Origin of the sequence: Cellulomonas septica, assembly GCF_012396155.1 — a bacterium.
Classification (GTDB): domain Bacteria; phylum Actinomycetota; class Actinomycetes; order Actinomycetales; family Cellulomonadaceae; genus Cellulomonas; species Cellulomonas septica.
In genome coordinates this window covers 1-1,015 of sequence record NZ_JAAXOY010000910.1, presented here as the reverse complement: position 1 = coordinate 1,015, position 1,015 = coordinate 1, and the positions used below count along the sequence as shown (strand labels likewise).

General features: G+C 76.7%; 2 protein-coding genes. One reads left to right on the top strand and one right to left on the bottom strand.

Annotation, left to right across the window (positions count from 1 at the left end; translation table 11 throughout):
* Nucleotides 1-433 (bottom strand): FAD-dependent oxidoreductase (locus HGA02_RS20210; protein ID WP_168681220.1); only part of this gene is annotated, 433 nt, incomplete at its 3' end.
* Between the two features lie 145 nt (nt 434-578).
* Here HGA02_RS20210 and HGA02_RS20205 point away from each other — a divergent pair.
* Nucleotides 579-1,015: VOC family protein (locus HGA02_RS20205; protein ID WP_281357235.1), on the top strand; the 437-nt coding region annotated here is incomplete at its 3' end.

The window sequence follows — 1,015 nt, the reverse complement described above, 5'->3', positions numbered from 1 at the left end:
CGCCGACGACGACCACGGGCGCGGTCGGCGTGGCGTCGAGGGTCGCCCGCACCCGCGTCGCGGACTCGAACGTGCTGACCGCGAGCGCGTGCGCGGCGGCACCCGGCACCCCGCCGTCGGTCGCGTGGCTGCCGACCGCGTACACGAGGTGGTCGTAGGGCAGGTCGGTCCCGCCCGCGAGCCGGACCCGGCGGTGCGCCGTGTCGATGTCCGTCGCCTCGTCCACGACCACGCGCACCCGCTCCCCCAGCACCTCCGCCCAGTCGTGGAGGCCGCCGTGCGTCCCGGCCGCGACCTGGTGCAGCCGCACGCGCTCGACGAACCGCGCCCGCGGGTTGACGAGGGTGACCGAGACGTCGTCGCGGCCGGACAGGCGGTTCGCGGCCATCACACCGGCGTACCCGCCGCCGAGGACCAGCACGTGCGTGCTCATGAGGTGTCTCCCGTCGCTCCCGAGCACCCGTGCGGCGCTCTCGTGCACGAGACGAGACAGCACGCGCGCGTGTGACACGTCCGCACCGCGCGGGCGTCCGGTCGACCCTGGTCGCCACCCGGTGCGCGCGCCTAGCGTGCCCCGTATGACGGGGACGACGGCGGACTGGCGGACGGTCGACGGCGTCGCGACGGCGTGGTTCGACGCACCGTCGCTGACGGAGGGGGCCGCGCTCACGGGGCGGCTGCTCGACCTGACGGGCGACGTCCTGGTCGACCTGCGCGCGACCGGCGTGCGCGTGCGCGTCGGGTCGGACGAGCACGCGGGTGCGGTGTCGGCGGTGGCGCGCGACCTCGGTCTGACCGCGGACCCGTCGGCCCTCCAGCGACTGAGCGTCGTCGTGGAGTCGCCGGACCCCGCCGCGGTGCGCCCGTTCTGGCAGGGCGTGCTCGGCTACGCACCCACCGACGACGGAGGTCTCGTCGACCCGCTGCGCCGCGACCCCGCGCTGCGCGTCCGGAGGTCGGGCGAGCCGCGCCCGCTGCGCAACCGCCTGCACCTCGACGTGGTGCGCCCGGGTGC